Source organism: Nocardia sp. NPDC051929, from assembly GCF_044548645.1.
Classification (GTDB): domain Bacteria; phylum Actinomycetota; class Actinomycetes; order Mycobacteriales; family Mycobacteriaceae; genus Nocardia; species Nocardia sichangensis.
In genome coordinates this window covers 1-6,399 of record NZ_JBIUCG010000059.1, presented here as the reverse complement: position 1 = coordinate 6,399, position 6,399 = coordinate 1, and the positions used below count along the sequence as shown (strand labels likewise).

Sequence of the window (6,399 nt, the reverse complement as noted above, 5' to 3'; positions counted from 1 at the left end):
GCCAAATGGCAGCTGCCCGAACGGTGGACGTTCATCGCCGAGGTCCCCAAGACCAGCGTGGGCAAGTTCGACAAGAAGCGGCTACGCGCCCAGTATGCCGACGGTGACCTGGAGGTCACCACCCTGTCCTGACCCGCCGCCCCGCGTCACCACCTCAGCATCGGCAGTGGTGACGCGGGGTGGCTGCGCACCCGCCGCGCGACCAGGGAGACGAGCTTGCGGTGGAAGCCGTGGTTCGGATAGCGCTTCGCCAGCTCACGGTAGGTTCCGCGCGAGACGCCGAACCGGCCGAGCAAGCCGAGTTCGACGTCGATCGCGTCGGCGCGCCGGAAGATCTCGACCGGGTCGTGCGGTGGGCCCGCCGGGCGGATCTTGTGATGCTGGTCGATCATCGCCACCACCAGTCCGGTCAGGTCGTCGCGGTCGATGCTCGCCAGCCAGGCGCGCGCCTGGTCGCACGAGGGCGCGAGGTAGTCGAAGCTGCCCGCCGACCAGATGCCGATGTCGTGCAGCACGGCCGCGGTCAGGAACTCCTCACGGGCGCTCGGCGGGGTTTGCCGGTCGTCGGCCAGCAGATCGCACAACGTGAGCACCCGCAGCACATGATTGGTGTAGGCGGCGCGGTCCGCCCCGAGCTGTTGGCGCCACGGCGCGAGCCGGGCCTCGACCTCATCGCGAAGATCGTTGCTGCTCATGGCGGTTCACCCTACGCGCAGCCGTCCGTGACGGGCGGCGGCGACGCGCGGGCACGGCGCCGCATACGCGAGAACACCCGGCGCGGGCGAAACGGTTTGCCGCGCCGGGTGTTCGATTCGGTGGATCAGCAGTTGCGCAGTTCCGGGCTCTGGTTGAGCAGCTGGGCCCGGGTGCCGATGAACGTGGTGTAGGTCTCGCCGCCGACCGAGGAGAGCGGGAACGCCGCGACCCGGTGGCAGTTCTGGAAGGCGAGCTTCACGCCGAAGTGCCGCTCCAGCCCACCGCGAATCGCGTCGGAAGCCATGGCGCGCAGCAGTTGCCCGCGCGCCACCTCGTCGGGCGGCGCGATCGTGTTGTCGGCGAATTCGGCCGTCCCGGAACGCAGCTCACCGGCTACGCGGCTGACCACTTCCCAGGCGTAGGGCAGCGAATTGCGTACGACCTCGACGAAGTCGGCGTCGTCGACCTCGCCGCGTTCGGCGCGTTCGAGTACTGCGGTGGGGACATCAAGGGACATGGCGCTCTCCTCCAGTGCTGAACGTCGATGCGATGCCACTGAAGTCTAAACGAAAGTCGTTGTCAATAATGCTGGATTCGGCGCGAAAGTGCCTTTTCCAGTGCGGCTTTCGTGTCGGCGGCCAGGGTCGAGACCAGTTCGCCCGCGGGTAGCTCCGGTGTCAGCTCATGGGTTTGGCCCGCCCAGAGGTTGACCTCCTCGGGGTTGCCCGCCGCCCGCGCCTCGGCTCGCAGCGGGGCGGTGGCGTAGTGGATCTCCGGGTATCCGGTCGGCGCGGTAGCGGTGTGCCGCACCAGGAAGCGGTTGCGCAAGCCGCGTGCCCTGCGTCCGGTGAAGGCGCGGGTGAGCATCGTCGGGGTGTCGGCGGTCAGCGCGGCGCGGTGCACCTGACTGGTGCCCGCCTCGGGGCAGCGCAGGAACACCGTGCCCAGTTGCGCGGCCGCGGCGCCCGCCGCGAGCGCGGCGGCGATGCCCGCGCCCGTCGTGAGGCCGCCGGTGGCCACCAGTGGCAGGTCGGTGGCGGCGGAGAGCAATTGCAGCAGCGCCAGCAGCCCGAGTGGGTCGGTGACGTCGTCGGCGGGCCGATCGGTGAACGTCGCGCGGTGCCCGCCCGCCTCCGCGCCTTGGGCGATGAGCACGTCGGCGCCCGCCTCGACGGCGAAGCGCGCCTCGACGACCGAGGTGACGGTGACCCAGGCTTCGGAACCGGCGGCATGCAGCCGTTCGATGTCCGCGGCACTCGGGCAGCCGAAGGTGAACGACACGGCCGCGACCGGGTCGGCGACGAGCAGGTCCAGTTTGGCGTCCCAGTCGTCGGTGTCGAAGCGCGGATCTCCCAGCTGGTGTTCGGCGCCGAGTTCGGCCAGATAGTCCGCCAGATCGGCGGGAGGAGTCGGCGGGCCCGGCACGAAGAGGTTCACGCCGAACGGCTTGCCGGTGGCCGCGCGAGTCGCCGCGATCCGCGCCGCGGTGTCGGCGGCGCTCAGATAACCGGCGGCCAGCTGGCCGAAACCGCCCGCTTCGGCCACGGCGGCGGTCAGCTCAGGGGTGGAGGGGCCGCCCGCCATGGGGGCGAGCGCGATCGGAACGTCCAAGTGGTCGAGGATCACGGTTCGATTGTCGCGTATCTGGACATGTGACCCGGGCCTCACCAGCGTTTTTCCGCTGGAAGGTTGCGGAATGGTCACGACGCGGTAGAGTTCCCGTCACGACGGATGCCAAACCGTTATCCGCCCGGCTTCACCGGATCGTTATCGAACCGGTTCCGCTAGGGCTCCGGCATCCCGGACCCTGTTGTACGACCGAGGATTCAGCTTTGTCGCAGCACCGTGTAGGCCCAAGTTCCATTACCGTCCAGAGCCTCCTCGGCGACGGCGGCGAATCGGGCCGTCCGACGCGGCACCGCGCCGAGCCGTCCGCCACCGAACGAGTCAAGGCCGCCGCCACCGCGGCGGTTGCCGCGGGCGCCTTGATCGGCGCTGCCAGCCAGGTCGCTCCCGCGCTCGCTTACGCGTCGCCGCTGCTGCCCGGTTCGCACGATGCCGACGAGGAGACGCAGGCCGCGCCCTCCACCGTGAAGGGTACGAGCATCCTTCCGATCGTCGAGGCCAAGGCCGCCGCCGAGCCGGTCGCGCAGGCCGCGCCGGAGCCCGCCGCGGTCGCGGGCCAGATCGCCGCACCGGTCGCGGCGCCGTTCGGCATTCCCAACCTTCCCCCGGAGGTCATCGGTCCCTTGGCGCAGGCCGAGGAGGCCCTCAAGGGCGTGCAGCAGCAGGTCGCTCCGGCGTCCGCGGTGCGCCCGGTGGCCGGTGAGATCAGCTCCGGCTTCGGCAGCCGCTGGGGCGCCATGCATTACGGTCTCGACTTCGCCGACTCGCTGGGCGCGCCGATCCACTCGGTCAGCAACGGTACCGTCATCGAGGCGGGGCCCGCCTCCGGTTTCGGTCTGTGGGTGCGAATCCTGCAGGACGACGGCACCACCGCCGTCTACGGCCACGTGAACGAGATGTTCGTGCACGCGGGCCAGCGGGTGAACGCGGGCGACGTGATCGCCACCGTCGGCAACCGGGGCCAGTCCACCGGTCCGCATCTGCACCTGGAGATCTGGGACCAGTCGGGCGCCAAGATCGACCCGATGCCCTACTTGGCCGCCAAGGGAGTGCCCCTGGAGTGGGGCCCGTCGGCGCACTGACATTCCCTGTCCGGCTTGATATTCCGATCAGCGCACGGTTGCGCGCAGCGAAGCCTCCCGCGTCCCGGTGACGCGGGAGGCGGTTCGCGTCCTGGTCTCGTAGAGCTGCCCCACGGACACCGGTCGGTCGCTAGGCTCGGGCCGTGATCGAGCTGGGCGACATCTTCGAGCCTGGGTCACCGCACGGCCGCGCGTACGCCGTGCTGGTGCACCATCCGCGGTCGAGTCTCGCCGATATCGCGCAGTACCTGGGCGTTTCGGAAGACCTCGCCGCGGACTCGCTGGATGTGTTGTGTGAATTGCACGCCGCGGTCCGCGTCGAGTCGCCCGACGGCGAACCGCTGTGGGACGCGCACGCGCCGGAATCGTTGTCCGAAGCCGAGGCTCGGCGCAGGCAGCAGGAGATCAACCAGATGCACGCCGCCGCAGCACGCTTGAGCGAGACGTTCCGCTCGGTGCGCCGCTCGCCCCGCGGCAACGGCGCGGTGGTGCCGGTGTACGAGCGGCTGGAGATGCTGGCGGATTTCGAGGAGATGCAGACCGGCGCGCGCAGCTGCGTCAAGCTGGTCGAGCGCGGGCCCTATCTGAGCGATCCCGAGCGCGAGCGCCAACTGTTCGAACTCAAACGCGCCAGGCTCGCCGACGGCATCCGCTACCAGACCTTGTATCAGGACACCGTCTATCAGGACCCCGAGCGCCTGCGGCACGCGCTGTCCACCAACGCGGGCGGTGCGCAGGCCAGAACCCTGCCCGAGCCGCCGCTCAAATTGATCATCAGCGACGACGAGCGGGCCAGCCTGGTGCTGCACGCCGACGAACGCAGGCCCGACCCGATGGGTCTGCGCATCACCGGTTCCCCCACGCTCGAGTTGTTGATCAAGACCTTCGACGTGCTGTGGACGATGGCGGCGCCGATCTCGGTGAACCCGGCCGCGGAGGCGCTGGACGAACGCGACCGCGCGATCCTGACCCTGATGGGGCTCGGCGCGACCGATGACACCATCGCGCGGCGACTCGGGATGTCCCGACGCACGGTGGTCCGCCGGACCGCACGGCTGCTGGAGCGCCTCGGGGCGAGCACCAGATTCCAGGCGGGGGTGCAGGCCACGCGGCGCGGATGGCTGTGACCAAGCTCACCGATTCGGGCACTAGTGCAACACGATGGCATAAGTACCGATATAACGGCAGGGATCAGGCAAGACACCGATTCCAGGGGGCGGATGGTGTCCTACGAGAGGACAGCACTCGACAAGGGGGATGCGGACCGTACCGACGGCATCCGCGGCAATCCAATACAGCGCGCGGGTTCAGTGGTCAGCCCCTTATATGATTGCTCGGTCCGCGCTGGCCCCGGATAACAAGCCCTGAGCAGGGTAGAGCCCGGGTCCTGGCTCGATCCGAGAGGTGAATGCACTCGAATGGAAACCGCCCGTCGCTCTGCTCGCGGTAGCCGTCGCCGCAGGTCGGGCAGTCCGCTTTTCGCGCAGCTGCTCACCGCCGCGGTCGAGTCCGCCGCCACCGAGGTCGCGATCCGGTTCAACCCCACGGGGGACCCGGCCGACGATCGGGAGCTCACCTACGCCGAGCTGGACGCGGCGTCCTCGCGGCTGGCCAGGGAGCTGATCGAGCGCGGTGTCGGGCCCGGCGACGTGGTCGCCATCGGAATCTCGCGCAGCGTGGAGTCGGTGCTCGCCGTCTGGGCCATCGCCAAGACCGGCGCGGCCTACGTGCCGGTGGATCCGACCTATCCCACCGACCGGATCAATCACATCGTCGCCGACTCCGGCGCCACGGTGGGTCTGACCACTTCGGCGCACCGCCCGGTGCTCGGCACCGGTGTGTACTGGATCGAACTGGACGACCCGGTGCAGGCCGCGCGCATCGCCGCGCGCCCGGAGCACCCCATCTCCTACACCGACCGGGTCCGTCCGCTCGACGAGCGGCACCCGGCCTATGTCATCTACACCTCCGGCTCCACCGGCAAGCCCAAGGGCGTCGTGGTCACGCACAGCGGTCTGGCCGGGCTGGTCGCCGCGGAGCGCGAGCACTACGGCGTGACGGAGGACTCGCGCGTTCTGCACGTCTGCTCGCCGAACTTCGACGTCTCGGTGCTGGAACTGCTGCTGGCCTTCTCCTCCGGAGCGACGCTGGTGATCGCGCCGCCGACGGTGTTCGGCGGTTTCGAGCTGGCGGATCTACTGAGGCGCGAGCACGTCACGCACATGCTCATCACGCCGGGCGCCCTGGAATCGGTGGATCCGGCCGGACTGGACGACCTGCAGGCCGTGGTGGTGGCAGGTGACAAGTTCGGCCCGGAACTGGTCGGACGCTGGGCGGCCGAGCGCGAGTTCTACAACGGCTACGGGCCCACCGAGGCCACGATCCTGGCCACCAGCACGCCGCCGATGACGCCGGGCGAGCCCATCACGATCGGCACGGCCATCCCGGGCGTCGGCGCGTTCGTGCTGGACTCGCGGCTGCGGCCGGTTCCTGCCGGGGTGGTCGGCGAGCTGTATCTGTCCGGTCCCGCGCTGGCGCAGGGCTACCTCAACCGGCCGGGCCTGACCGCGGAGCGATTCGTCGCCAGCCCGTTCGGCGCCGACAGCGGCAACCCGGCGGCGCGGCTGTACCGCACCGGTGATCTGGTGCGACGCACCGAATCGGCCGGCCAGGACGGCGGCGTCATCGAATACCTGGGCCGCTCGGACTTCCAGGTGAAGATCCGCGGTTTCCGCATCGAACTGGGCGAGATCGACAACGCTCTCACCAGCCATCCGGATATCGACTTCGCGGCCACCCTGGGCAAGGCGCTGCCATCGGGTGCGACCGCACTGGTGTCGTACGTGCTGCCGCGCCCCGGCGCCGACCTGGACACCGACGCGCTCGCCGAGTACATCGGTGAGTCGTTGCCGGGGTACATGATTCCGGCGTCGATTGTGGTGTTGGACGAGATTCCGTTGACGCCGGTGGGGAAGTTGGATCGGGCGGCGTTGCC

General features: G+C 69.7%; 6 protein-coding genes. 3 read left to right on the top strand and 3 right to left on the bottom strand.

The window, feature by feature from the left end:
* Positions 1-146: 146 nt before the first annotated feature.
* The 3 genes from ACIHAX_RS37685 to ACIHAX_RS37675 all read right to left on the bottom strand — a co-directional run bounded on the left by ACIHAX_RS37685 (position 147) and on the right by ACIHAX_RS37675 (position 2,322).
* Positions 147-695, bottom strand: coding sequence for an HD domain-containing protein (locus ACIHAX_RS37685; RefSeq protein ID WP_355081476.1), 549 nt, complete (start codon positions 693-695; stop codon positions 147-149).
* 125 nt (positions 696-820) lie between these two features.
* Positions 821-1,213, bottom strand: a complete 393-nt coding sequence (locus tag ACIHAX_RS37680; protein WP_355081478.1) for an SCO5389 family protein — start codon at positions 1,211-1,213, stop codon at positions 821-823.
* A gap of 62 nt (positions 1,214-1,275) precedes the next feature.
* Positions 1,276-2,322 (bottom strand): nitronate monooxygenase, encoded by a 1,047-nt coding sequence (locus tag ACIHAX_RS37675; RefSeq protein ID WP_397282441.1) that lies wholly within the window; start codon positions 2,320-2,322, stop codon positions 1,276-1,278.
* Positions 2,323-2,528: 206 nt separating this feature from the next.
* Between ACIHAX_RS37675 and ACIHAX_RS37670 the strand changes: the two genes are divergently transcribed.
* From ACIHAX_RS37670 to ACIHAX_RS37660, 3 genes are all read left to right on the top strand, one after another.
* Entirely contained in the window at positions 2,529-3,404 is an 876-nt protein-coding gene (locus ACIHAX_RS37670) for a M23 family metallopeptidase (RefSeq protein ID WP_355081482.1), read from the top strand.
* Positions 3,405-3,547: 143 nt separating this feature from the next.
* Positions 3,548-4,531: a LuxR C-terminal-related transcriptional regulator gene (locus tag ACIHAX_RS37665; RefSeq protein ID WP_355081484.1), complete on the top strand. Its 984-nt coding sequence runs from the start codon at positions 3,548-3,550 to the stop codon at positions 4,529-4,531.
* Between the two features lie 291 nt (positions 4,532-4,822).
* Positions 4,823-6,399, top strand: a 1,577-nt coding sequence (locus ACIHAX_RS37660) for an amino acid adenylation domain-containing protein (protein ID WP_364439870.1), incomplete at its 3' end; no start/stop codon positions are given.